General features: G+C 56.3%; 17 protein-coding genes and 1 tRNA gene. 3 read left to right on the top strand and 15 right to left on the bottom strand.

Annotated elements, in window-relative coordinates; translation table 11 throughout:
* Positions 1-7 precede the first annotated feature (7 nt).
* From ACWJ62_RS08210 to ACWJ62_RS08195, 4 genes are all read right to left on the bottom strand, one after another.
* Complete coding sequence (locus ACWJ62_RS08210; protein WP_449285739.1) at positions 8-2374, bottom strand: sensor domain-containing phosphodiesterase; 2367 nt, start codon at positions 2372-2374, stop codon at positions 8-10.
* Positions 2375-2383: 9 nt separating this feature from the next.
* Positions 2384-4438: a putative bifunctional diguanylate cyclase/phosphodiesterase gene (locus ACWJ62_RS08205; protein ID WP_449285738.1), complete on the bottom strand. Its 2055-nt coding sequence runs from the start codon at positions 4436-4438 to the stop codon at positions 2384-2386.
* Positions 4439-4465: 27 nt separating this feature from the next.
* Complete coding sequence (locus ACWJ62_RS08200; RefSeq protein WP_449285737.1) at positions 4466-6019, bottom strand: methyl-accepting chemotaxis protein; 1554 nt, start codon at positions 6017-6019, stop codon at positions 4466-4468.
* Between the two features lie 217 nt (positions 6020-6236).
* Entirely contained in the window at positions 6237-7493 is a 1257-nt protein-coding gene (locus tag ACWJ62_RS08195) for an FAD-dependent oxidoreductase (RefSeq protein WP_449285736.1), read from the bottom strand.
* Positions 7494-7715: 222 nt separating this feature from the next.
* Here ACWJ62_RS08195 and ACWJ62_RS08190 point away from each other — a divergent pair, with 222 nt between their 5' ends.
* Positions 7716-8159 (top strand): hypothetical protein, encoded by a 444-nt coding sequence (locus ACWJ62_RS08190; protein ID WP_449285735.1) that lies wholly within the window; start codon positions 7716-7718, stop codon positions 8157-8159.
* A gap of 45 nt (positions 8160-8204) precedes the next feature.
* On the opposite strand, the gene ACWJ62_RS08185 is transcribed toward ACWJ62_RS08190, so the two are convergent.
* The gene (locus ACWJ62_RS08185; RefSeq protein ID WP_449285734.1) at positions 8205-8750 is read right to left on the bottom strand and encodes a rhodanese-like domain-containing protein; all 546 of its coding nucleotides are present in this window, start codon (positions 8748-8750) and stop codon (positions 8205-8207) included.
* Between the two features lie 66 nt (positions 8751-8816).
* Positions 8817-9443: a peroxiredoxin gene (locus tag ACWJ62_RS08180; RefSeq protein WP_014578868.1), complete on the bottom strand. Its 627-nt coding sequence runs from the start codon at positions 9441-9443 to the stop codon at positions 8817-8819.
* A gap of 244 nt (positions 9444-9687) precedes the next feature.
* Here ACWJ62_RS08180 and ACWJ62_RS08175 point away from each other — a divergent pair, with 244 nt between their 5' ends.
* Entirely contained in the window at positions 9688-11244 is a 1557-nt protein-coding gene (locus ACWJ62_RS08175; protein WP_449285733.1) for a phospholipase D family protein, read from the top strand.
* Between the two features lie 20 nt (positions 11245-11264).
* Here ACWJ62_RS08175 and ACWJ62_RS08170 read toward each other — a convergent pair whose 3' ends face one another.
* The gene (locus ACWJ62_RS08170) at positions 11265-13676 is read right to left on the bottom strand and encodes a 7TM diverse intracellular signaling domain-containing protein (protein ID WP_449285732.1); all 2412 of its coding nucleotides are present in this window, start codon (positions 13674-13676) and stop codon (positions 11265-11267) included.
* Between the two features lie 118 nt (positions 13677-13794).
* Here ACWJ62_RS08170 and ACWJ62_RS08165 point away from each other — a divergent pair, with 118 nt between their 5' ends.
* Positions 13795-15159 carry an OmpP1/FadL family transporter gene (locus ACWJ62_RS08165; RefSeq protein ID WP_449285731.1) on the top strand — a complete coding sequence of 455 codons (1365 nt, stop codon included), beginning with the start codon at positions 13795-13797 and terminating at the stop codon, positions 15157-15159.
* Positions 15160-15185: 26 nt separating this feature from the next.
* Here ACWJ62_RS08165 and ACWJ62_RS08160 read toward each other — a convergent pair.
* The 8 genes from ACWJ62_RS08160 to def all read right to left on the bottom strand — a co-directional run bounded on the left by ACWJ62_RS08160 (position 15186) and on the right by def (position 23333).
* Positions 15186-15262: transfer RNA gene (locus tag ACWJ62_RS08160), tRNA-Pro, on the bottom strand.
* 35 nt (positions 15263-15297) lie between these two features.
* Positions 15298-15855 carry a D-glycero-beta-D-manno-heptose 1,7-bisphosphate 7-phosphatase gene (gene gmhB / locus ACWJ62_RS08155; RefSeq protein ID WP_449285730.1) on the bottom strand — a complete coding sequence of 186 codons (558 nt, stop codon included), beginning with the start codon at positions 15853-15855 and terminating at the stop codon, positions 15298-15300.
* 28 nt (positions 15856-15883) lie between these two features.
* Positions 15884-17965 carry a glycine--tRNA ligase subunit beta gene (gene glyS / locus ACWJ62_RS08150; RefSeq protein WP_449285729.1) on the bottom strand — a complete coding sequence of 694 codons (2082 nt, stop codon included), beginning with the start codon at positions 17963-17965 and terminating at the stop codon, positions 15884-15886.
* A gap of 2 nt (positions 17966-17967) precedes the next feature.
* Complete coding sequence (gene glyQ / locus ACWJ62_RS08145) at positions 17968-18993, bottom strand: glycine--tRNA ligase subunit alpha (RefSeq protein ID WP_449285728.1); 1026 nt, start codon at positions 18991-18993, stop codon at positions 17968-17970.
* A gap of 105 nt (positions 18994-19098) precedes the next feature.
* Positions 19099-20502, bottom strand: a complete 1404-nt coding sequence (trkA, locus tag ACWJ62_RS08140) for a Trk system potassium transporter TrkA (protein ID WP_449285727.1) — start codon at positions 20500-20502, stop codon at positions 19099-19101.
* Entirely contained in the window at positions 20499-21800 is a 1302-nt protein-coding gene (rsmB, locus tag ACWJ62_RS08135; protein WP_449285726.1) for a 16S rRNA (cytosine(967)-C(5))-methyltransferase RsmB, read from the bottom strand. Before rsmB ends, trkA begins: the two co-directional genes overlap by 4 nt.
* A 1-nt stretch (position 21801) precedes the next feature.
* Entirely contained in the window at positions 21802-22737 is a 936-nt protein-coding gene (gene fmt, locus ACWJ62_RS08130; protein ID WP_449285725.1) for a methionyl-tRNA formyltransferase, read from the bottom strand.
* A gap of 92 nt (positions 22738-22829) precedes the next feature.
* Positions 22830-23333 (bottom strand): peptide deformylase, encoded by a 504-nt coding sequence (def, locus tag ACWJ62_RS08125; RefSeq protein ID WP_449285724.1) that lies wholly within the window; start codon positions 23331-23333, stop codon positions 22830-22832.
* Positions 23334-23615: the final 282 nt, after the last annotated feature.

Below are 23615 nucleotides of genomic sequence, written 5' to 3'. Positions count from 1 at the left end.
TTCGCGGCTAGTTGTGGCCCGAATGGTAACGAGCCCAATTGAAATTATTGGCCCAGTCGAGCGCTTCTGCCAGTGGCAGAGGTGGACTGTACCGGTAGCCCTGACCGACATCACAGCCAAGTTCGAGGAGACGTTGTTCTTGCTCGGCCGTCTCCACCCCTTCCGCCACAGCGCGCCTCTGAAAACTCTGGGACAGGCGTAAAATAGCTTCTACGATCATCGAGTTATCCTGGTTCCCTATCAGATCACCCACAAAGGTTCGATCAATCTTCACTTCCTGGGCCGGCAATGTCCGGAAGTAATTCAGTGACGAATAACCGGTTCCGAAATCATCCAGGGAGATGCAAAGACCGGTATTGCGACAGACACTGAGATTCTTCATGACGGTAGTGGTATCGTCCAATGCGGTCGTTTCCAGGATTTCAATGATCAGCCGGTCACGCACCTCGTGAGGGCACTCGTTCAGCATGCCCGTTATATCGTCGGGGAAGTGTTCACTCAGGAAGTGGGAGGGGCTGAGATTGATACTGACCGTATACGGCAGCCCCAGGCTCATGAACTCACAGATCACGCCAACGGCGCTTTCCATCACGAACAGTCCAACTTCTCTGGCGTAGTCGGTAAACTCCAGGTGCTCCAGGAAGCGGGCCGGGGAAAGAAGCCCTTCTTCGGGATGGTTCCAGCGGATGAGGGCTTCAAAGCCCTCTACCGACCCAGTCCGGAAGTTGATTTTCGGTTGGTAATAAAGCTCGAACTGTTTTTTTGCCAGCGCCTCGTCAACCTGCTCAAGAACACGCACGCGTTCCTTTCGAGTGAAGTGAGAGGCCAGATCAAACAGGCTATAGTTGTCCTTTCCCGCGTCTTTCGCCGCATACATTGCCTGATCGGCATGCCGAAGCAGAGTATCCGGGTCTTCGGCGTCATCGGGATAAACGGTTACCCCCATACTGGCCGAAAGTTTCATGACGGCATTCTGGTAGCTGATGGGGCGGCGGATAGCTTCCAGAATCCGGCTGTAGACCGTTGAGTCTTCGACATCCCTGAGAACGGCGACGAATTCATCGCCCCCCAGCCTGCCGATGGCATCGTGTTGCCGGATAGTGGCTTTCAGACGTTCGGAAATGATCTTCAGAACAGCGTCGCCCAAAGCATGGCCATGGTGATCGTTGATGGCTTTGAAGCCGTCCAGATCAATGAAACAGAGCGCGACTGTGCCATGGCGAAGGTTGGCTTCATGGAGCTCCTGGGTGAAGATTTCCGTGAGCCTCCGACGGTTGGGCAACCCCGTTAGGGCATCGTAATTAGCGGCCTTTTCAAGGCGTTCCTGATGCTGTTGTTTTTCGTGATGCAGGCGCTTCCGTTCAATCAGGTTCCCGAGGGTTTGTAGCAGTGGCTCCAACTCTTCGGCTAGCCTGACCTTATATCCCCCGAGGCGATTGGCCAGCCCTACGAGCCCCACCTGTTGATCGCCCGAGAAGACCGGAATCCCGATATAGGCGTCGATGTTTGGGTGCCCTTCCGGCAAACCTCCGCGGCGGGGGTCGGTTGTCACATCTTGGGAGATCACCACCTCTCCCGTGGTCATCGGAAGGGCAATCAGGGTATCAAGGCGGTCGAAAACCAGCCCCCGCCTTTCCACCTGCTGGTAAAGCGCCTGTGTTTTCGGGTTCCAGGCAATGTTGGTGATCGCGCCGATTTTCAGATAGCGGTCGCCGTTAGCCCGGAACAGCGTTTCGCCGATGAAACCGAACTGGCTGCCGGTGAGAGAGAGTATATCGTTCAGCATCTGCTCGAAGGCGGCGTGCTGGTTGTCACTGGTCAGAAAGACGTTCAGGGCACGCTGGATCGACCGGTTCAGGTGGGACACTTCCACAAATTCATGGTTTTCGATCGAGAGATAGGTTCGCTCGAGTTCGTCCTCAATCATCGTGGCCAGGTTGCGAAGGATATCGAGATCCAATTCCCCAAAATCCCTGGGCTTATCGTCGATGATGCAGATCGTGCCTATTTTGAATCCGGTTGGCTCCCGCACCGGCATGCCGGCATAGAATCGAATATGGGGGAAGCCGGTTACGAGGGGATTTTGCGAAAAGCGTGGATCCTTCGTGGCATCCGACACGATAAACGCTTTGTCCTGCTGGATTGCGTAATCGCAAAAAGCAACGGAGCGGGGGGTTTCGCTGGTTTCAAGGCCCTGGCGAGATTTAAACCACTGGCGCTCATGATCAATAATCGAAAATAGCGCGGTTTTCACGCGATAGTACTGGCGGGCAATCCGGGTGAGTCTTTCGAACCGATCTTCCGGTGGCGTATCCAGGATGCCCAGGCGCTCAAGTGCGGTGAGCCGACGTTTCTCCAGGGTACTGCTGTCCATGGTTCTGACTCACTTTGTTTGGCCAGACGGCTGCTGGGAAAAGAGTTCAATGGCTTCTTCAACAGGTAGTGGCTTCGACAGTAGATAGCCCTGGCACAGATGACAACCCATTTCACGTAACAGTTCGAACTGCTGAACAGTTTCCACGCCCTCTGCGATAACCTGAATATCGTGAGCGACGGCGATATCAATAATGGATTTGACGATCACTGCTCCTTTTTCCGTCAGTACCTCATCAACAAAGGTTTTGTCGATTTTCAGGTCATCAATACCAAGGTATCGCAAATAGTTCAGTGAAGAGTAACCAGTGCCGAAATCATCAATAGCGGTACGAACACCCTGGGTGCGAAGCGCATCAAGGTTCTGATGGGCTTCTTCCGACCTTTCCATGACTGCACCCTCGGTAATTTCGAGTTCGATGCTTTCAATCGGAATTTGCGCCTCTGCGATGCCTGCCAATACCCACTTGTGGAAATCCGTTTGTGAAAAGTGTGCCGGTGTTATGTTGATGGCGACCGGTGGAAAGCCTGGAGTCGTGTCTCGAGCGGTTGAGACGATTGCAAAAACCTGACCCAGAACATAGCGATCCAGCTCCAGACCGAGCGATGACTTTTCCGCTATCGGAACGAACTCGCCCGGAGAGATAAAGCCTTCAATTGGGTGATGCCAGCGAACCAGGGCTTCATAGCCGGCGATAGTCCGATCAGAGCAGTAGTATTTTGGTTGGAGATAGACCGACAGTAATTGGTTCTCAATAGCATCCTTGAGCCCCTGCTCAATCTCTATTTGCCGGTGGAGAACCTTGTGATGTTCGGAATCAAAGACGCCGATACGCTGGTTGCGTCGCCGTGCAGACCCTTTGGCGGACTCCGCCAATTCCGGTAGTATCTCAACAACCCCGGAATCCGCAGGGTACATCGCAATCCCGATGGTTGCCCTCACATTCAACTGGTTTTCCCGAAGTTTAAAAGGCTTCGAAACGTAGTCGACAATGCGTTCAGCAATGGCCTCTGCGTCTGCACGGCTGCTGACATGCAGTGCGACAATGAACGTATCCGCTCCTGCGCGCGCGCAATGATTGGCTCGCTGAATAGCGCGACCGATACGATTGGCAAGCTTGATAAGAACTGCATCGCCAATCTCGTAACCATAACTCTGATTGATAAGGCTGAAATGCTCAATATCGATGAAGAGCAGCGCCCCGGGACTGGCGCTTTTGAACCAGACCTTACAATCTTCAACGAGTGTTTGTTTGTTAAGCAAGCCAGTTAAAGGATCGTGGGTTCTGAGATAGTGTGCCTGCTGGAGCGCCCGCTCCTGTTCAGATACGTCGATGCCAAAGCCCTGCAGCTCGGCATCGTCGCTTCCGGGCGCCGACGTCCTTCTAAAGTTCCATTCGACCAACGTTTGCGCGCCGTCTTTTCCAATCATGGTTACTTTGACGGCAATCTCGTCAGACGCATCCTTATCATTGAACAGTGAAGCCAGTCTTTGACGGAGTCGGTGGCCTGGTTCGTTAAAGAAGACCGTGATGGGGGCACCGATAATATCGGTGTTCTCTGTTCCGAGTGCCCTGGTAAATGAGGCATTAGCAAAGGTAATGCGGAAATCGCTGTCGAGGCGAAGGATAAACTGTTTCTGCGCCTGGACGATTTCCCGATAACGCTCCTCGGCTGCGGCAAGTTTGTCGAGTGCATTTTTATAACTGCTGAGGTCATGGCAGATGCCGACAAACAGATGTTGGTCAGCAAGTCTGGTCTCGCCTACCGATAGGTGCATTGGGAAGGTTTGACCGTTCTTCCGCTGGCCCCTGACATCACGACCGATGCCAATAATCTTCCCAACGCCGCTGCTTTTGTAGTTTTCGATGTATTGGTCATGATGCCGGGCGTCGGGCTCAGGCATGAGCATGGACACGTTCTTACCCAATACTTCCTCAGGAGCATAGCCGAAAAGCACTGTCGCAGACTCGGAGAACTGCTGAATGATTCCTTTGTCATCAATAACGATAATGGCATCAACCGCCGCATCCATCAGCGCCGACGCCAGACCTTGTTTAATCATTGTCGTCGTGCCACCTGGAATAATCCGTCACTTGAACCTTACGACGAGTTCGTGCAAATCATTCGCAATCTGTTCAATGTTTTTCACGCATTGGGTGGACTCCTCACCTTTGGCCAGGTTGTTGGACGCCAGATCGGAGATTTTCTCCACTTGTTCGTTGATCTGGTCCGATACCTGAGCCTGTTCCTCTACGGCTGCCGCCATTTGCAGCGCCATTTCAGCAATGTTGGTGACGGACTCGGCGATATCATTCAGAGTGCTCTCGGCCGAGAGCATTTTTTCCATGCCTTCGTCTGCTGAAAGTTTGCCTTCGTCGGCCTTTTGATTGGCCTCCTCAGAGCGAGAAATCAATTCGTTTACGATGCCATGGATTTCACTCGTCGAGTTGCGGGTGCGGGAGGCCAGACCTCGCACCTCCTCGGCTACCACAGCGAAACCGCGACCATGTTCCCCGGCCCTGGCTGCTTCTATGGCGGCATTCAGTGCCAGCAGGTTGGTCTGTTCGGCGATTTCCTCGATAATCTTTGCAGCGGAGGCTATTTGTTGAGTCTGTTGCGCCAATTCCCCGACGGAATCGCTGATGCCATGGACGGAACCCTTAAGGGTCTCAATCGCCTCCCGAGTGCCGCGAACAACAGAGCGACCCTCATTGGCAAATTCCTTGGCACTGTCTGCTCGCTCTGCGGTTGATTGAACATTTGATGAGACTTCAGCAATCGTTTGAGACATCTCGTGCACGGCCGCTGCGACCTGTTCGGTCTCGGACTGCTGCTGCTTCAGGGCCTCCTGTGCTTCGAAACTGACCTCCCGACCTTTAACAGAGTGCAGCCTCATCTCATCGGCAGAATCTTCAAGTCTGGTAAGTACCGCATCCAGGTGTGCTTGTTGGGCTTTCACTGCAACTTTGATGCGCCCAAGTGGCAGGTCGTCATCGGTGTAGCTCTTTGCAGCGAGATCATCCGTAAAGCTGTGTTCAAGTAGCTTCGTGACCGACCCCATTAGTTGCTTACGGGCCAGATGCATCCAGCCGGCATAAGCAATGACGCCACCGGCCAGAACCAGTTCCGAGAAGGTTTGCTGACCGGCCAGAAACAGGGCGCCTGCGACGATGAATACGAGGGCAAGAAAGATGGTGGGAGGTTGCACCCTGTGCCACAGAGGGATGCCGGACTTTCCTGCACGGATGGAGGCATACAGTTTTTCCGCCCGCTTCACGTCTTCTCTGTCCGGGCAGGATCTGACGGACTCGTACCCGACCACGTTACCGTTCTGGGTTACGGGCGTAACGTAGGCACTGACCCAATAGTAGTCACCGTTCTTACACCGATTTTTTACCAGACCCATCCAGGGCTGACCGGCTTTAAGATGGGACCACATGTTTTCGTAGGCGGCCGACGGCATATCCGGATGCCGGACGATGTTGTGAGGCTGGCCGACCAGCTCATCACGACTGAAACCACTGACCTCGACAAACGCGGAGTTACAGTGGCGAATCTTCCCCTTCAGATCAGTGGAAGAAATCAGTTTCTGGTTGGGCGAGAAGGTTTTCTCGTTATCCGTGACCGGTAGATTCTTTCGCATTACAAAGCCTGGTTTGAATGGGAACAAGAATATTCACCATTTCAAACTAGGACAAATATTGCAAAAAACTATAGGGGATACGACTTAAGGAGCTAGGGGAATTCCTGATTGCAAACGCGAATTTGCCAAGAATTCAGCGCTAAAACTCCTTGTTCCAGAGTTGTTTTCATGTGTCACAGAACGTTTGGGTGCGTTTCACCCTTGCCGGTTCGGAAACTTATCTTTTGGCCGGTTTCGCGAGCCATTCATGCCCCTTCAACATACCATGCCAGTACAGGGCGGGCAGTTGCTTTGCCTTCAGCCACCAGGCGGCCCGGGTGGCCTTGGTGCCATCGTTGATCCATTTCGGGAAACTGGGTTGGAGAACCCCACCATAGCCGAACTCGGCCAGTACGATCTTGCCGTTTTCTACAGTAAGGGGGCATGAGCCATAGCCGAGGTAGGCGGCCTCGAGCTGATGGTTTTTCAGTGTAGCGACCAGATTTTCGGCGACTACCGGTGCCTGTTTGCGCACCGCAGCAGCGGTTTTGGCGTTGCCGGTTCCGCTTACGTCGCCAAGGCCGAAGATGTTGGCGTAGGTCTTGTGGCGGAGGGTGTCGTCTTCAAGATCCAGCCAACCGCCCTCATTGGCCAGTGCGGATTCCCGGATAAGCTTCGGTGCCCGCTGTGGCGGCACAGCGTGGAGCATTTCGAAGCCTATCTCGCGGTCCTGACTCTTGCCCTCGCCATCGGTCGAGCGGAAAACTGCTGTTTGCGCCGGCCCATTCACTGCAACCAGTGTGCTTTGGAACTTCAGGTCGATCCCGTATTTTTCAATGTACGCTTCCAGGGCCGGGACGTAATCGGCCACGCCGAACAGCACGGCGCCGGCGTTATGGAACTGAATATCCACATTGTTCAGGACGCCGTGCTTGAGCCAGTAGTCGGCAGACAGGTACATGGCTTTCTGGGGCGCACCGGCACACTTGATCGGCATTGGCGGCTGGCTGAACAGGGCCCGGCCTTTCTTGAGGCTCTGCACCATGTCCCAGGTGTAGCTGGCCATACCTTCCCGGTAATTGGACGTGACCCCATTGGAGCCCAGAGCTTCCTCAAGGCCTTCAATGCCGGCCCAGTTCAGCTCCAGGCCTGGAGCGAGTACCAGGGCCTTGTATTCCAGGGAAGAGCCGTCACCCAGAGAAACCTGGTTGTTGTCCTGGTCGATGGCGGTTACCGGTTGCTGGTACCAGGATACGAATTTTGGCATCACTTCTGACATGGGCTTGGAGGTGACTTCTGGCCGGAAAACCCCACCACCCACCATGGTCCAGCCCGGCTGGTAGTGGTGCCGGGTAGCTGGCTCAATAATGGCGATGTCGATATTGCCATCCCGTTTGTGGATGCTTGATGCCACCGATATACCGGCCGCTCCGCCGCCCACGATTACGACGGTATGGGTTTTGACGCTGCCCGTGGTGGTTGTGTTGCTGATCATGCCTCGAACCTCTTGTCTTTGTTTGCTGTGCGCGAGTGGTGCTTGAGATATATCAAAGCGTACCAAACTTAAGGTTCTATCGTTAGACTAAATAGAAATATGCAAGGTTGGTCAGCTTTGCCACAGGCATAGCGTTGAAAGTGACTTTGTCACTGAAGGCTCGATCTTGGCCAGATACATTGGTTTCGAAGTCTTTCGATCAACCAAAAAGGAGCTTTTCCCATGATCAAGTCAATCAAAGCCATCGCCGCGGCTGCGCTGATTGCAGCCGTACCTATCGGCGTTCATGCCGACAGTCATAAAGGTGGTGTTGAAGAAGTGCTGGTGATCCTGTCCAGCGATTCGCTGCAGACACAGGGCATGGCGATGGTGCTTTCGAACACGATGGCCCAGCAGGGAGCCAAGGTAAACGTGCTGCTGTGCGACAAAGCCGGTGACCTGGCAATTAAGTCCTACAAAGCCCCCGCGCTCAAACCCAAAGATGTGACTCCGGGGCAGATGCTGCGCGGTCTGTTGAAAAACGGTGGTGAGGCGAAGGTCTGTGCGTTGTATCTTCCGAACAGCGACTACGCCAAGGACGATCTGATTGACGGCGTTGGCGTTGCCATGCCTCCGGAAATGGCCGGCCAAATGCTCAACCCGAAGATGCGTACGTTCACCTTCTGAGTTTGAAAGCCCGGTGTCCATTGACCCCGGGCGTTTACATCCGACTCAAGGACGATAGATCTTCTCGGCGTCTAGCGTCATGGACCACGGCAGGCCTTCATTCTGCCAGCCATTTACAATTCTCATGCCTTTCTTCTTGCCTTCTTTGGCGCCACTTCCCTGAAAGCCGTGGTCAATGTACTTCACATTGGTGAAACCCCGTTCCAACAGGTATTCCGCGCTTGGCTTGCCACGGCTGGACCCGGAGCGGCACATGGTTATGACCAGGTCATCCTTGGTGAGACCTTTCTCCTGAAGCGCCTTTTCCACCTCCGCTGCGAACTCCGGATTGTTATTCATGGCAAACCGGCCTTTGTCCTCCAGGAAATTCGAGCGATCGGCGAGTTTGAACGGGATATTCTTGTCGACCACATCGGTGAAGCCGATAAACATGATTTCAACCGGATCCCGGACATCCACAAACAGCAGTTGATCCCCCTGCTCCTGAACCATGTCATAGGTTTCCTGCGGGGTCAGGGAAAGTGCTTTTTCCGCCTGGGCGCTGAAGGCAATGGTGATAGTGACGAGCAGGGCTGTCAGTATCTGCTTCATGGTGGTTTCCTCCTGCATTGGGGAGGCCCGCCGAATGGCGGGCCCCTTATTTATCCGCGAACCGGATTAAAGCTTGGTGGTGCGGAGGTAAGGACGGATTTCATTCCAGCCCTGCGGGAACAGACCCTTGGCTTCCTCGTTGGAAATGGAGGGCGGAATGATCACGTCGTCTCCTTTACGCCAATCTGCCGGCAGGGCAACTTTGTTGGCATCACCGGTTTGCAGGGCATCGATGACCCGGAGGATCTCGTCGAAGTTACGGCCTACCGCCATCGGGTAAGTCATGGTCAGACGAATCTTTTTGTTCGGGTCGATGATGAAGACGCTGCGCACGGCTGCAGTTTCGCTCTCGCCGGCGTGGATCATTTCATACAGCTCGGCCACTTTGTGGTCAGCGTCGGCAACGATCGGGAACTGGAGGTCACAGTTCTGGGTGTCGTTGACGTCTTCAATCCACTTTACGTGCTCTTCCACGGTATCGGTGGACAGACCCAGGGGCTTCACGTTGCGGGCTTCGAATTCTTTCGCGAGCTGCGCGGTGCGGCCCATTTCGGTGGTGCAAACCGGAGTAAAATCAGCGGGGTGGCTGAAGAAGAATACCCAGGAATCACCTGCCCAGTCGTGGAAGTTGATCTGGCCGGCGGTGCTGTCGATGGTGAAGTTCGGGGCGGTAGAGCCAAGCAATAAACTCATGATGAATCTCCTGTCGGGTTTTGCTGATGGAGGCGGGTTGCCTCTTGATGTCGAAATAACAATAACCCGTCAGGAGGCTCTTAGCCAATACAGTTATATCTATAGAACAAATAGGCTTAAAGAATTAAGGACGGGCCTTTTTCAATAGATCGCTCTTCCGTGAGGGTTACTTCTCTGTCCTGATAAAGCGTTTACTCTGTGGCATGCTTTAGATTGTGCCCATAGCCGTAGGCCCCCTTTGAAAATGACCGAAAGCCGAACTTTCGCCCCTCTTGCACTCCTACTGCTCACAGGTCTTCTGGCGGGTTGTGCATTGCCCTCCCTGAAAGACCGGTCACAGTCTGTCGCATTCGTTCAGGAGCAGACGGCAGATACGCGCCTTGGCCACGCAGTTGGCAGAGAGATTGAAACCCACCCTGATCTCAGTGGTATTACAACGCTGGAGCATCCACTCGACGCTTTTGTTGCCCGCGCTTTGCTCGCTGAGGCCAGCGAGAGATCCCTGGATGTTCAGTACTACATCTGGCGGGACGATATTACCGGCAAGCTGCTTCTGTACTCGCTTTATCGCGCGGCCGAACGCGGCGTTCGGGTTCGGCTGCTTCTGGACGACAACGGCATCGCGGGCATGGACGATTTCCTGGCGGCGTTAAATCATCACGACAACGTCGAGGTTCGGCTGTTCAATCCGTTTGTGATCCGTAGTTCCCGGACTTTGGGCTTTCTGACTGACTTTGGTCGCCTGAACCACCGGATGCACAACAAGTCATTCACGGCCGACAACCAGGCCTCCATCGTTGGCGGCCGCAACATTGCCGATGAGTATTTCGGTGTGGGTGACGGTGCCCTTTTCGCGGATCTGGATGTTCTGGCGATCGGGCCCGTCGTGGAGCGTGTGTCCAGGGATTTTGATCGCTACTGGGCGAGTCAGTCCGCGTACCCGGCGGATCGATTGCTGGCAGGCGCCGATGATGAGGATCTGGAGGCCATGGCAGCAAGTCTTGCTTCCGTTGAACAGGATACTGAGGCCCGGCGCTTCGTGGCTGCTTTGCAGAACTCGGATTTTCTCAGGGAATTGCTGGACCGGGAGGTCTCTTTTGTCTGGGCGCCGGTAGAGATGGTAAGCGACGATCCTGCCAAGGCCCAGGGGCTCGAAAAAGAGCAGGGTCGATTGAGCCAACAGTTGGCCCTGGCGTTGGGTGAACCAGAAAAAACAGTGACCCTGGTTTCGCCCTACTTCGTTCCCGGTAATCGTGGCGTCGAGCTGTTTCGCGAGCTGGAAAGCGCCGGTGTGCAGGTACGGATCCTCACCAACTCCCTGGAAGCCAACGACGTCGCCCTGGTGCATTCAGGCTATGCGAAATACCGGGAGGCTTTATTAAAGGCGGGTGTTGAGTTGTTCGAGCTGCGTAGATTCAGGTCGGAGGATGAAGACAGAAAGCCGAGTCCTGGCGGCATTGCCGGCAGCTCGGCCGCCAGCCTCCACGCCAAAACCTTTGCCGTAGATGGTCGCACGCTTTTTGTGGGTTCCTTCAATTTCGACCCCCGTTCAGCGAACCTGAACACCGAGCTGGGTTTTCTGATCAAGAGCCCGGAGCTGGCGACCGCACTGGAATCCGCCTTTCCCGAGAAAGTCAGGCTGGCGGCTTATGAGGTTAGGCTGGATGAAGACGGTGATCTCCGATGGCTGGAATTCACAGGAACAAATACGATTGAGCACCGCCATGAGCCCAATACCGGCCCTTTCAAACGGGCATTGGTGTATCTATTCTCTTTGTTGCCCTTGGAGCCGTTGCTGTAATCCGGCATGCCCGATTACTCTCATGAATCTATCAGCGAATCCTTGAGTCCTCGTTGCTCACGTACTCTCGTGACGACGCGGTGCTCTGCGTATTGAGTAACAAGTCGTTGCAGCTTCTCCATTCGCAGCGGCTTGGTGCAGTAGTCATCCATGCCGGCCTCGAGACACTGGAGTCGATAGCTTTCACTCGCGTTGGCGGTAACCGCGATAATGGGTGTGTCCAGATTGGCTGCGGCTTTCAATCTGATCTCACGGGTGGCCTCAATGCCGTCCATGACTGGCATCTGGCAATCCATAATAACCATATCCCAAGGTTCGTTCATGGCGGCTTTTACGGCTTCCAGGCCGTTTTGTACCCCCTCTGAAATTACCCCCATTTTCTCCAGCTGTTTACGAAGGATCATCCGGTTGCCGGCATCGTCTTCTACCACAAGAACGCGCGGTACCTGAGTGGGGGCTCCGGGGTTTAACAGGTCCGAATCATGGGGCTCTGGCTGGTGAACGTCGCCATAGGGCACTGTGACTTCCAGCGTGGTGCCATGATCCGATGTCTCAAGAACTCTCATCTGGCCGCCAAGGGCATTTGCCAGAGAACTGGCAAGGGGTAATCCCAGGCCCACACCACCGTAACGCCGTGTGAGGCCAGCTTCTCCCTGCCTGAAGGCCTGGAATACTTTCTCCCTCTGTGCATCCGGGATGCCAGGCCCCGTGTCTGATACCAGAATCCGCAAAACGGAATCGTCTGTCAGTCTGCTCCCCCGAACCAGCACCTCGCCCCCTGCAGGTGTGAACTTCACGGCATTGTCGATGAGCTGGTACAGGACCTTTTCAAGCATCAAACCATCCATGAAGACCTTGCCAGGTACTGAGTCTTCCATGCCGAAGGCAAGGGAAAACGGTTTCGCTCTTGCGGCTTCCCGGAACTCGTATTCGAGGAGGTCAAACAGGGATTGAGGCTCGAACACCTGGGGTGAGCTGAGCAGGTTTTCTTCCTGGGCATCAACGAAGTCCAGAATGCCACCGACTTGCCGGGTCATTCGCAGATTGGCGTACTCGATCAGACGGAATGCGTCGTTCTGCTCCCGGTTAAGCGGTGCCTCCCGAAGCAGATCCAGCTGGCCCTGGATGGTATGCAGGGGCGTGCGCAGTTCATGGCTGACCGCGTTCAGGAAGTCATCCTTGATACGGTTGCTGCGTTCGAGGGCCTTTCGGGCTTTTTCGCTGACCTGGATCTGCTGGGCCTGCAGGGTGTCCCGTTCGTCGCGGAGGATTTTTATGCGGGATGCTAGGGCAAGTGAGAACAGGGCCATTTCCCACGCTAATGCAACGGGTACGAAGTAAGACACCCAATTGGTCGGTTCTATAAGAGAGGCGTATTCGACGCCTGTCAGGATGACTGCAACAAGATAGGGAACCCAACCGACGATAAAGTATCGTGCGGGATGATATCCGCTTTTTGCTAGCTGGGACGCAATAAAAAGTGCCCCAAAATAAACCGGATAGCCAAGTACCATCCAACCTAATACAAGGACATCATAAGTAAGGAGAGGCGATAGAATGAGCCATATAAAGCCAGTTGCAGCAATACCACTCGCAAGCTTGTGGATGCGAGGATATTTATTCTCGGTATCCAGCAGCCGTTGAAAGAGGAGCACATGAAAGATGAAAGTTACTAACCCAGCCAGGAATCCTTGTTTGGGATTCAGGCTCGAAGCATCCACAAAATAAACTGCGATATTTGTGAGCAAACAAGAATAAGCCAAGGCGGAAAGAGATGCCGCTACGTAGATAAGGTATACGGAATCTCGGACACTGAAATAAAGAAGGAGATTATAAATCGCCATGATTGCGATCATGGCCAGCAATGCAAATGCCAGAGCCGTGTGAAAGGTCAGTTCCTTCACCAGCTCAAGGTCATTCAGCAGATAGAAGAATGTATTGATGTGAAAAAGCGGCTCGACCCTGATGTGGATCGTGTGGTTCTGCGCTGATGGATTCAGATCCACGGTGTTTAGGGGGATTGCGATGAAGTGGTGCGGTAGTGGTCGGTCGTCAGGATTGCTCCAGAAATGCACCGGTTCAGCGGTTGTAGCTTTTCCGTCAACAAATGCTGTTACTTTCTGAATATAGGGATGGAGTAAAAGCCAGGGCTTTGTCGTGAGCTCAGTTTTGCTTATCTCCGCGCGTAACCAGACAAATTCTCTTCTATCATCGGCCCTGAAAGACGTTTCACTAAGAGGTGTCCACCCCTTTGCCGATGAATCGGGACGATCGGCTTTATCCCAATCGCCCTGAAACACTTCGATTCGGGGTTCCAGATCAAGAAAGCCCCCTGGCTTGTTTTCGTCAGCCAGCAAAACGAAAGAAGCAAAAAAACAGAAAAAAAGAGTGATAATTTGAGTTTTGCAGGCATCCCTTCCGATTCGATACATCCAGCTTTCCCGCCTTGGCCAAACACCTGAGTTATTCAATTTACAACTTTTGACACAGTCACGTGGAGCGATGTGCCGTTGAAATCTATACTTCGGAGCCTACTCAAAAGGATGCTGTATGTATAGTTCAAGGTCAGGTTTTGTAAAGGAATTTCGTTCAGTTCTCCTCGTAACTGTATTTACTCCATTGGTCGCTTCTGCGGGCGGTCTGTCCAATAGTGATCAAAGTGCCAGTACTTCCGCAGTCAGCAACGCAGGCAGTGTCGCCAACCCGGAAAATGCTTCTACGATCTTTTTCAACCCCGCCGGAATGAGCGGACTTTCCGGGACCAACCTGTCTTTCGGAGCAATCCTGTTCGAGATCGACGCCGTCGGTCGGGATTCGCAAACATCAGCCACCCGTGCTAACGGTGACCTGGTGGTCGGTGATGGTGGTGGTGATCACGTTGAAACGTTTGCAGTACCCAATGCATACCTTACCCATGAAGTGAACGACTGGCTGGATGTCGGGCTGGGGCTCTACGTTCCCTATGGCCTTGGCTTCGATTACGGCGATGCTTTTGCAGGGCGGTATATTGGTGATGAAATTGAACTGGTGTCCTACGGCGTGAACCCTTCCTTTTCGGTGAACAGTGGTGAGGGATTCTCACTGGGTGGCAGCATCAATGTACTCTGTGCCGATGCCGAGCAGCGTAATCCAGTTGATTTCAGTGGAATCGAATCACGTTTTTCACTTCCTCGCGGCACCCTGAACGATGGCTACGCGACATTGGAGGGCGACGATGTTGCATTGGAGTTCACCGTCGGCGTGCTCTGGCAGGCGACTCCCGAAACGTCACTTGGACTCGCGGCCCGTACGGGCACCGAATTCAATCTGAAGGGTACCGGCACGATCAACCAGTTTCCCACTTTGTCAGCCAATGGGCTGACTCAAACCACTGTCTCTGAGCAGATAGAAGTCCCGATCACGATTCCTCAAAGCCTGAGTGTCGGTCTTGCTCACCAGTGGAGTGACACACTTAAACTGCTTGCAGGCGCAACCTGGGCGAAATGGAGTGATGCCTCTGCCCTGTCCGTAGTGTCCCGAGAGACGTTGCCAGTTGCTTTTCCCGGCGAGCAGCCATCCGAGGAGCAGGTTCAGAGTTGGAAAGACACCTGGCAGTGGCGGGTTGGCGCAGTCTGGCAGGTGGCACCGACATGGTCACTAAAGGCCGGCTACTTGTTTGATGAATCGCCCGTTACCATCAAGACGCGTTCACCGCTGACTCCATTTGATGATTACCACCAGGTTTCTCTGGGTGCACAGATTCGTGATCTGGCAGGCGACTGGACGGTAGACATGTTTGTCGCAAGAGTCTTTTATGAGGGCGATATTTCCATCGATTATAAGACGACAGATCCTCTGCAGGGGCAGACTTCATTTAAAAGCGAGTATGACGTGGTGCCGTGGACAGCTGGCTTGCAGTTAAGCAGGGAGTTTTAACACAGGAAGGAGTCAAAGCGGGAAAATGGTCGGCGTGGCAGGATTCGAACCTGCGACCCCTTCGTCCCGAACGAAGTGCGCTACCAAGCTGCGCCACACGCCGATCAACGGCCGGTATTATACGGATTCGCTTTGGTTTTACCAGCCCTCGGCGGATAAAAGGGCATCCGTAAATTTGCTGAGATTATCGTAGATACTGACATCGGCGCCGGGTATGGGTCTGGCGTCCAGATGGCGTTCGGTGTCCAGTCCATTACCGGTTCGCACAAGCACCGGACGACACCCTTCGGCGTGGCCGGCTTCCAGGTCCTTGCGGCTGTCTCCCACCATGATGACCCCTTCAAGGCTGGCGAGATGAAAATGCTCGCGGATCTGCTCCAGCAGGCCGGTGAGTGGCTTGCGGCAGCAGCACTGGTCGTCGGGGTGGTGAGGGCAGTAGGCAATGAAGTCGATGCAGCCACCCTGGGCTTCCACCAGCTGCTCGAGCTTCTCGTGCATGGCATCCAGCTCATCGGTGTCGTAGTAGCCGCGGCCGATGCCTGACTGGTTAGTGGCGATGGCAATGCGATGGCCGGCAAGACAGAGCCGGGCCACCGCCTCAACGCTGCCGGGAATGGGGTGCCATTCATCCGCCGAGCAGATGTAGTTGCCATCGTACTCGTTGATGACCCCGTCCCGGTCGAGAATGATCAACATCGTTGTGCGCCTGCCCCTTGGTCCGGTCTCAGCCTGCTGTGGGCAGCAGGGAGATATCCGCAACGCGCAGGAACAGGTTGCGCAGGCGGTTCAGCAGCGCCAGCCGATTGTTCCTTACTGCCTCGTCGTCGGCCATGACCATCACTTCATCAAAGAAGTTGTCCACCGGTGCCCGCAGGCTTGCCAGTGAGCTCAGGGCACTGGCGTAGTCGCCGTTCTCGAACAGCGGCAGAACCTTGGCGGCCTGTTGGTCGACCTGCTCGGCGAGGGCCTTTTCGGCGCTGTCCTGCAGCAGGCTGGCTTCGACCGTTTCACCGATGCTGTCGCCACCCTGTTTGGTCAGGATGTTCGAAACCCGCTTGTTGGCGCCGGCCAGGGCCTGCGCTTCAGGCAACTGCCGGAAGGCTTCCACCGCTTTTACCCGGCGGTCGAAATCCAGCGGGCGGGTCGGACGGCGGGCGTGAACGGCCAGATAGACCTCGGCGCCAATGCCCTGCTCGTCGTAGTGGGCGCGGAAGCGCTCCAGCATGTAGTCCACCACGGTGCTGGCGGTGTTCTGCTCGGTCAGCACGGTGAAGTTCTCTTCGGCCCACTCGCAGCAGGTTTGCAGGTCCAGCGGCAGTTCGCGCTCGATGATAATGCGCAGCACCCCCAGGGAGGCCCGGCGCAGGGCGAACGGGTCCCGTGTGCCGGATGGCGGCTGGTTGATGCCGAACAGGCCCACCAGGGAGTCCAGGCGGTCCGCGATGGCAATGGCACAGCCGGTCAGGGTTGTTGGCAAATCGTCGCCGGCGAAACGGGGCATGTACTGCTCGTTCAGCGCCTTGGCCACGTCTTCCGGTTCGCCGTCATTAGCGGCGTAGTATTGGCCCATGATGCCCTGCAGGTCGGTGAACTCCAGGACCATTTCGGTGACCAGGTCAGTCTTCGCCAGCATGGCGGCGCGCTCGGCCAGTGCCGGATCGCTGCCGATGGCGTCGGCGATTTTCTTGGCCAGCGCTGCAACGCGCACAGACTTGTCGTAGATGCTGCCCAGTTTTTCCTGGAACACGATGGGCTTGAGGGCGTCGATGCGATCCTCGAGCTTGGTCTTCCGGTCGGTTTCATAGAAGAACGCGGCATCGGAGAGCCGGGGCCGGATCACTTTCTCGTTACCGGAAACAACCTGTGACGGGTCCTTGCTTTCGATGTTCGCCACGGTGATAAACAGCGGCAGCATTTCCCCGTCGGCGGCCACCACGTGGAAGTACTTCTGGTGTTCCTTCATGGAGGAAATCAGGGCCTCCGCCGGAACCTCGAGGAACCGTTCCTCGAAGCGACCCATCAACGGCACTGGCCACTCGTTGAGTGCGGTGACTTCGTCCAGCAGGTCCTCATCGATGACTGCCTTGCCACCGGCTTCCTCCTCGGCCAGCTCGGTGACGCCGGCACGGATCTGTTCCCGGCGCTCGGCGAAATCGGCAATCACATAGCCTTCCTGCTTGAGGACGACTTCGTAATCGTTCGGCGTGGGCACGATCAGGGATTTCGGGCAATGGAAGCGGTGACCGCGGGTCTTGTTGCCCGGAGTCAGGCCCATGATGGGCGCCTCGATCACCTTGTTGCCGAACAGCATTACTACCCAGTGGACCGGGCGCACGAACTCGGTGCGGTGGGCACCCCAGCGCATGCGCTTGGGAATCGGCAGGCCGGCCAGGGATTGCTCTACCAGTTCCGGCATCAGCTCTACGGTGGGCTTGCCCTGCTCGACCGTGCGGTAGACCACCCAGGCACCCTTGTCGGTTTCCAGGGTGTCGAGCTGGTCCGGGGTCACGCCCAGAGAGGTGGCAAAGCCGGTCAGCGCGCGGGTCGGATTGCCAGCGTCGTCGAATGCCGCCTTGACGGCAGGGCCCCGTTTTTCAACCGACTTGTCCGGCTGGGAGTCAGCCAGATCCCGGATGCGCACGGCCAGACGGCGCGGAGCGGCAAAGGCTTCAACCTTGCCGAATTCGATCCCCGCTTCTTCCAGGCCCCGGGCAATGCCCTGGGTAAAGGCGTCAGACAGCGGCTTGAGGGCCTTGGGGGGCAGCTCTTCGGTACCCAGTTCGACCAGAAAATCCTGTGTAGCCATGATTATGCGTTCCCCTGTTCCTGCTGTGCCTTCTTCGCTTTCTTGCCCTTCTTGCTTTTCGCCTTGTCGTCGGCGGCCTCAGCGGCGGCAAGGACTTCCTTGCGCAACGCCTCGGGGGCGAGCGGGAAGCCAAGCGAGCGACGGCTGTCGAAGTACGCCTGGGCAACGGCACGAGCCAGGGTACGAACCCTCAGGATGAAGCGCTGACGCTCGGTAACCGAGATGGCGTGGCGGGCGTCCAGCAGGTTAAAAGTATGGGAGGCCTTGAGAACCTGTTCATAGGCTGGCAGGGCCAGGCCGGCTTCGATCAGCCTTGCGCTTTCCCGCTCGTGAACGTCGAAGCTGTGGAACAGGAATTCGGTGTCGGCGTGCTCGAAATTGTAGGTGGACATCTCCACTTCCTGCTGGTGGAACACGTCACCGTAGGTGACCACACCGTCCGGGCCTTCAGTCCAGACCAGGTCGTACACGCTGTCGACGCCCTGCAGGTACATGGCGATCCGCTCAAGCCCGTAGGTGAGTTCGCCGGTCACCGGGAAGCACTCCAGGCCGCCAACCTGCTGGAAGTAGGTGAACTGGGTCACTTCCATGCCGTTCAGCCAGATTTCCCAGCCCAAACCCCAGGCGCCCAGCGTCGGGGACTCCCAGTTGTCTTCTACAAACCGGATGTCGTGAACGAGCGGGTCCAGACCCAGCGCCCGCAGGGAATCCAGGTACAGTTCCTGGATGTTGTCCGGTGACGGCTTCAGAACCACCTGGAACTGGTAGTAGTGCTGCAGGCGGTTGGGGTTCTCACCGTAACGGCCGTCGGTGGGACGGCGGCTGGGCTGAACGTAGGCGGCGTTCCAGGTTTCCGGCCCGATGGCACGCAGGAAGGTGGCCGGGTGGAACGTGCCGGCACCCACTTCCATGTCCAGTGGCTGGAGGACCACGCAGCCGTGCTGCGCCCAGAAATTCTGCAGAGCCAGGATAAGGCCTTGAAAGGTCCCGATATCCGGAGTTTTCTGTTTTGTTGCCTTGTCTGTCACGACGGTTGCCTGCTGATCAGTCTGTGTGTGGCGCCCCGGTTGTCCTTCGGGGCACTCCGAAAAAAGAAAGGCGCATTATACGCGTGCTGGCTGTGTATTTCTAAGTCAGAAGAAGGTAAGACCCACCTGGAAGAGTTTTTCCACATCCCGGATGCGGGTTTTATCCACCAGGAACAGGATAACGTGGTCGTCCGGCTGGATCCGGAGGTGATCGTGGGCGATCAGAACTTCATTGCGACGCACGATGGCGCCGATGGTGGTGCCTTCTGGCAGGTTGATTTCATCAAGCCGTTTACCGACCACTTTCGAAGACCGGTGATCCCCGTGGGCAATCGCTTCAATTGCCTCTGCCGCGCCCCTGCGGAGTGAGTGAACGTTCACAACATCACCCCGGCGAACGTGGGTCAGAAGGCTGCCAATAGTGGTCTGCTGGGGTGAGATGGCCACGTCGATGTCGCCACCCTGAATCAGGTCCACGTAGTCCGGATTGTTGATCAGGGTCAGTACCTTCCGGGCGCCCAGGCGCTTGGCCAGCAGTGAAGCCATGATGTTGGCTTCATCATCGTTGGTCACTGCGCAGAACACATCGGTATTCTCGATGTTTTCTTCCAGCAGGATGTCCTTGTTGGCGGCGTTCCCCTCCAGCACCACGGTTTTTCGCAGCTTCTCGGAGAGCATCACGCAGCGTTCGTGGTCCCGCTCCAGCAGCTTGACCTGGTAGCGGTTTTCCAGGGTATGGGCCAGCCGTTGGCCGATGTTGCCGCCACCGCAAATAAAGATTCGCTTGTAGGGTTTTATCAGCGGTTGCAGTTCACTCATCACCGACTTGATGTGATCGCCTGCGGCGATAAAGAACACCTCATCACCGTCTTCAATTACAGTGTCGCCCTCGGGCATGATCGCCCGGTCTTTGCGGAAGATGGCCGCAACCCGGGTATCGATCTTGGGCATATGGGTTCGCAGGTAAGACAGCTCATGGCCAACCAGCGGCCCACCCTTGGTGGCGCGGATAGCCACAAGGCGGGTCAGGCCCTTGGAGAACTCCAGTACCTGAAGGGCGCCAGGGTTCTCGATCAGCCGGGTGATGTGTTTGGTCACCAGGTGTTCCGGGCTGATCAGAACGTCAATGGGGAAACCCCGCAGGCTGTCGAGATCCTTGGTCTGGTCGCGCTGATAGAAAAGCTCGGATTTCGCCAGGTAGGCGTTGGCGCGCACCCGGCAGATGGTGGTCGGGGTCTTGTACAGCAGTTTGGCCACCTGGCAGGCGACCATATTGGTCTCGTCGCTGTTGGTGACGGCAATCAGCATGTCGGCGTCTTCCGCCCCGGCCTGTCGCAGTGCCGTGGGATAAGACGCCGCGCCCTGAACGGTGCGGATGTCGAGCCGGTCCTGCAACTCGCGCAATCGGGCACCATCGCTGTCGATGATGGTGATGTCGTTGGCTTCGTTGGCAAGGTTTTCGGCAAGTGTACCGCCGACCTGGCCGGCACCGAGGATCAGGATTTTCATGGTTCGGGTTTCTCCAGCACGGCATAAAAGAAGCCGTCATGGCTGTCCGGATCCGGGAGCAGTTGCCGCCCCGCACCCATATCGCGCCCCCACTGAGCATCCGGCTCAACGAGAATGGCATCGGTCTGCTGCTTGCAAAACCGCTGAATTATACGGTGGTTTTCCTGCGGGAACACCGAGCAGGTGGCATACACCAGCCGGCCTCCGGGTTTCAGGATAGACCACATCGCGTCCAGCAACCCGAGCTGTATGGCCGCGAGCGGGGTGATGTCGGATTCACGGCGTAATAACTTGATATCGGGGTGGCGGCGAATCACGCCGCTGGCGCTGCAGGGCACGTCCAGCAGAATGCGATCGAATGCCTCGCCGTCCCACCATTGTTCGGTCGCGGCTGCATCCGCCTGCTTCAGGGTGGCGTTGAGATCAAGGCGATCCAGATTCTCCTGTACCCTGGGCAGGCGATCAGCGGATTCGTCAATGGCGACCACTTCCGCCAGCTCGCCACAGCTCTCCAGAATTGCGCAGGTTTTGCCGCCGGGGGCAGCACAGGCATCCAGAACCCGCTGGCCAGGCGCCAGGTCCATCAGGGTGGTGCACAATTGCGCGGCTTCGTCCTGAACGCTGACAGCGCCATCGGCGAACCAGGGCAGCCGGTCGACAGAAACAGGGTTGGCCAGCTGAATGCCGTGGGGCGCGAAGCGCGTCGCGTTTGCTTCGATACCGGCCTCAGCCAGCAGGCCAAGATACTCATCCCGACCGAAGCGCAGGGCGTTTACCCGCAGGGTCATGGGCGCCTGGGCATTGTTGCCGTCGAGAATGTGCTGCCAGTCTTCCGGCCAGTTGTGACGGAGCTTTTCCACCATCCACCCCGGATGGCTGAACCTGGCGTCGTCGTCTGCAGGTTCCGGAGCGCCTTCCCGCTCTGCGGCCCTGAGGACACCATTCACTAGCCCGGTCAAATGGGGCTTGTCCAGGGCCCGACAGGCTTCAACGGTTTCGTTGAGAACGGCGTAATTGGCCTGTTGGCTGAAGCGCAATTGGAACAGGGCAACCAGCATGAGGTGATGGATGATGCGGTCGGGCTTGCGCAGAGGTTTTTTCAGCCGGCTGTTGAGCTCGCCGTCGAGGCGGTGAAACCAGCGGCAGGTGCCGTAACAGAGCGCCTGTAGCTCCGGGCGTTCATTGGCGGGCAGGCGGTTCAGTGCGGGCGGCAGGCATTGGGACAGGGACTGACCATTCTCCACGGAAAGCATCACACCCGCGGCGATGGCGCGCATGGGGTGTTGTCGGTCGCCCATCTCAGCGCAGCTCCTGGCCGGGCATGAGCAGTTCCTTGCCGCCATTGATCAGGTCGTTCACGCTCTGGGCGCGAGAGCCCGGCAGCTGGAGACGGGTAATGCGCAGGGTGCCGTTGCCGCAGGCAATGTCGATCCCGTCCCGGTCCCGTTGCACCACAGTGCCGGGGAAAGCGTCGCTGGCGGTAACCATGGCCCGGGCCTCGTGAATGCGGATTCGTTGGTCGCCAAGATCGGTGTAGGTGCCAGGCCAGGGGGTGAAGGCACGAACCAGCCGTTCAATCGCCGAGGCATCTGCGGACCAGTCAATATGGCCTTCGGTTTTGCTCAGTTTGCTGGCGTAGCAGGCCTGCCCGTCATTCTGCGGTTCGCCACCGAGTTCGCCCTTCTGAAGAAGCTCCAGGGCCTTGATGATGGCCTTGCCGCCCAGGTCTGCGAGCCGGTCGTGGAGACTGCCTCCAGTGTCGTTATCCTCAATGGTGGTCAGGGATTTCAACAGCATGGCGCCGGTATCCAGGCCCTCATCCATCTGCATGATGGTGATGCCGGTTTCCACATCGCCTGCCGCTATGGCCCTCTGAATAGGTGCGGCTCCGCGCCAGCGTGGCAGTAGAGAGGCGTGGATGTTCAAGCAGCCTTGGGTTGGAATGTCCAGGACCGCCTTCGGCAGGATCAGACCATAGGCCGCGACAATCATCACGTCCGGATTCAGGTCGGCCAATTGCTTCTGGGCGTCGGGCGTTTTGAGTGTTTCGGGTTGGAAAACCGGGATCTTGTGATCCAGGGCCACCCGCTTGACCGGGCTGGGCAGCAGTTTTCGGCCACGTCCGGCGGGACGGTCCGGCTGGGAATAAACGCCAACAATAGTGTGGCCGGCTGCAATCAGGGCTTTGAGCGCGGTTGCCGCGAAATCCGGTGTGCCAGCAAAAACAAGTCGCACGGTGATGTGGTCTCTGTTCCGTTGTATACGAAAAGACCGGGTCATGACCCGGTCCGGAATAGTGTCTGGTTTTGGGCTAGGCCAAAGCCTGATCAGGCACTCTTCTTGTGCTCCTTCTCCAGCTTTTTGCGAATGCGGTTGCGCTTGAGAGAGCTGAGATAGTCAACGAACAACCTGCCGTTCAGGTGATCCATCTCATGCTGGATACAGACAGCCAACAGGCCTTTTGCTTCCAGTTCAAACGGCTTGCCGTCACGATCCAGCGCGCGAATCATGCAGTGTTCGATCCGTTCAACATCTTCGTAGAAACCGGGTACAGACAGGCAGCCTTCCTGCATGGCTTCCCTTTCGCCGTCCAGCACTTCGACCTCGGGATTGATGAACACCCGCGGCTCGCTCTTGTCCTCGGACAGATCCATAACGATGATCTGTTTGTGAACATTCACCTGGGTGGCCGCAAGGCCAATGCCGGGCGCATCGTACATGGTCTCAAACATGTCGTCGATCAGCTTGCGGTCGGCGTCTGTCACCTCTTCTACCGTTTTGGCAATGGTGCGTAGACGGGGATCCGGGTATTCGAGAATCTCTAGTATCATAGGTCAGTCTTTTCGGCTGTGTGTCGGGATGCCCGCAGTGTTGTGCCGGTATCCCTTTTGACTTTGCTGCTCTTTGTAACAGTGTGAAACTGATCTCCGAAATGCGACAGCGTACTGCGCAAATTTTCGCCCTGCCTCTACTATTATCGGGGCAAGGCCCCAGCTTTCAACGGCTGGAGGGGTTATCAAGCTTTACACGACCATTATCCAACAATTCGTCGATTGAGTACAAACTGATCAGTTAATAGTTAAAATCTTTCAGCGACGGGATAGAATTTACTG

This window comes from Marinobacter sp. PE14 (genome assembly GCF_053566155.1).
This window is presented reverse-complemented; position numbering and strand designations above follow the sequence as displayed.